Here is a 2,886-nt window from a genome sequence, read left to right on the forward strand (position 1 = left end):
GCCGCCTGGATCCTTCGACGGCCTCGGGGACGTCGAGCGCCCCACCATCGACCTGGGTCCGCACCTCGCCGCCGACGGCCGACACCGGGAGGTGACCGGATGAGCGCTCCCGTCTCGGCGTTACGCGGCAGCGGCGAGTTCTTCGCGTTCTGTCTGGACACCCTGCGCGGGCTGGGCCGGCGGCCGGTGCAGGTCCGCGAGTTCGTCCAGCAGGCCTGGTTCATCAGCTCGGTGTCGATCCTGCCCGCCGCCCTGGTGTCCATCCCGTTCGGCGCGGTCATCGCCCTGCAGCTCGGCTCACTGGTCCGGCAGCTCGGCGCGCAGTCGTTCACCGGCGCCGCCTCGGTGCTCGCCGTGGTCCGCGAAGCCGGACCGATCGTCACCGCCCTGATCATCGCCGGTGCCGGCGGCTCCGCGATCTGCGCCGACCTGGGCTCCCGCAAGATCCGCGAGGAGCTGGACGCCATGCAGGTGCTCGGCATCGACCCCATCCACCGGCTCGTGGTGCCCCGGGTGCTCGCCGCGATGCTCGTCGCCGTCCTGCTCAACGGCCTGGTCAGCGTCGTCGGCGTGACCGGCGGCTACGCCTTCAACGTCGTCCTGCAGGGCGGCACCCCCGGGGCGTACGTGGCCAGCTTCCAGGCCCTCGGACAACTGCCCGACCTGCTCGTCGGGGAGGTGAAGGCCCTGCTGTTCGGGGCCGCCGCCGCACTGGTCGCCAGCTACAAGGGAATGACCGCCAAGGGCGGACCGAAGGGCGTCGGCGACGCGGTCAACCAGAGCGTCGTCATCACGTTCATGCTGCTGTTCGCGCTGAACTTCATCGTCACGGCCGTGTACTTCCAGGTCGTCCCGCAGAAGGGAAGCTGACATGGCCGTCCTGCGGTACCTCGACGACCTCGGCGGCCAGCTCGCCTTCCACCTGCGCGCCCTGGCCTGGGCGCCACGGACCGTGCGCCGCTACAAGCGCGAGGTGGTCCGACTGCTGGCCGAGGTCACCTTCGGCACCGGCGCCCTCGCCGTGCTCGGCGGCACCGTCGGCGTCATCTGCTTCCTCACCTTCTTCACCGGCACCGAGGTCGGCCTCCAGGGCTACCAGGCGCTCGACCAGATCGGCAGCAGCGCCTTCACCGGCTTCGTCTCGGCGTACTTCAACACCCGGGAGATCTCCCCGCTGGTCGCCGCGCTGGCCCTGTCCGCCACCGTCGGCTGCGGCTTCACCGCCCAGCTCGGCGCCATGCGGATCTCCGAGGAGGTGGACGCCCTGGAGGTGATGGGCGTGCCCTCGCTGCCATTCCTGGTCACCACCCGGATGATCGCCGGCTTCATCGCCGTCATCCCGCTGTACGTCATCGGCCTGCTCGCCAGCTACCTGGCCACCCGCACCATCGCGGTGGTCTGGTTCGGCCAGTCCGCCGGCACCTACGACTACTACTTCCACCTCTTCCTGCCGCCCGAGGACGTGCTCTGGTCGTTCGGCAAGGTGCTGGTGTTCAGCGTCATCGTCGTGCTGGTCCACTGCTGGTACGGCTACAACGCCAACGGCGGACCCGCCGGTGTCGGCATCGCCGTCGGCCGGGCCGTCCGGACCGCCATCGTCGCGGTGAACGTCGTCGACTTCTTCCTGTCCCTGGCCATCTGGGGCGCCACCACCACCGTCCGGATCGCGGGGTGACCATGCGACACCGTGTCCTCGGCATCGTCTTCATCGCCCTGCTCACCGCGGCGCTGACCGCCTCGGTGCTGCAGTACCGCCGCGCGTTCACCCCGGTCGACCGGGTCACCCTGCACGCCGACCGCGCCGGCCTGCAACTGCTCGACGGCGCCGACGTCAAGGTCCGCGGCGTCGTGGTCGGCGACGTCCGCTCGGTCCGCAGCGACGGCGACGGCGCGGTCATCGCGCTGGCCCTCGACCCCGCCAGCACCGACCGGATCCCCGCCGACGTGACCGCCCGGCTGCTGCCCAAGACCCTCTTCGGCGAGCGGTACGTAGAACTCGTCCCGCCCCCGACCAGCACCGCCGGGCCGCTGCACGACGGCGCGGTCATCAGCCAGGACCGCAGCCGTACCGCGGTGGAACTCGAACGGGTGCTCGACCAGGCGATGCCGCTGCTGCAGGCCCTCCACCCCGACCAGCTCGCCGCCACGCTCGGCGCGATCGCCACCGCCCTGGACGGCCGCGGCGAGCAGCTCGGCGCCAACCTCACCCGCCTCGACGCGTACCTGCGGCAGCTCAACCCGCAGCTGCCCACCATCGCCGAGGACGTCCGCCAGCTCGCCACCGTGCTGGACAGCTACGACGCCGCGCTGCCCGACCTGCTCGCCCTGCTGCGCGACGTCACCGTCACCGCCGACACGGTCACCGACCAGCGCGCCCAGCTCGCCGCGCTGCTCGCCGACACCACCGACACCGCCGACACCACCCGCGGCTTCCTCGACCGGCACGGCGACCAGCTCATCCACCTCGGCCAGGTCAGCCGCCCGGTGCTGGAGCTGCTCGCCACCTACGCCCCCGAGTACCCGTGCCTGGTCCACGGCCTGGTCACCCTGCAACCCCGGGTCGAGGAGGTCTTCGCCGGCGGCCGCATGCACATCACCCTCGAGGTCACCAAGGACGGCGGCCCCTACGAGAAGGGCCGCGACGAGCCGGTCTACGCCGCCGACGACGGCCCGAACTGCCGGCACCTGCCGAACCCGCCGGTGCCCGCCCCGGAGGTGCCCGTCGCCGACGGCTACGACTACGGCGGCACCCGCACCCGCCCGCCGCTGCCGGTCGGCCTGCCCGCCGGCCCCGCGGTGCCCGCGGGCGCGATGGGCCAGGCCGGCACCAGCCAGGAGCAGGCCCTGGTCAAACCCCTGGTCGGCGGACTCACCGCCACCCCACCG

At 72.3% G+C, this 2,886-nt stretch carries 3 protein-coding genes; all 3 read left to right on the plus strand.

The window, feature by feature from the left end; translation table 11 throughout:
• Positions 1–99: 99 nt before the first annotated feature.
• Positions 100–870, plus strand: a complete 771-nt coding sequence (locus ACWEVO_RS34150; RefSeq protein WP_452311541.1) for an MlaE family ABC transporter permease — start codon at positions 100–102, stop codon at positions 868–870.
• Between the two features lies 1 nt (position 871).
• Positions 872–1,675: an MlaE family ABC transporter permease gene (locus ACWEVO_RS34155; protein WP_452311542.1), complete on the plus strand. Its 804-nt coding sequence runs from the start codon at positions 872–874 to the stop codon at positions 1,673–1,675.
• A gap of 2 nt (positions 1,676–1,677) precedes the next feature.
• On the plus strand, positions 1,678–2,886 hold a 1,209-nt coding region (locus ACWEVO_RS34160), incomplete at its 3' end, for an MCE family protein (RefSeq protein WP_452311543.1).

The organism is Micromonospora sp. NPDC003776 (genome assembly GCF_053605645.1).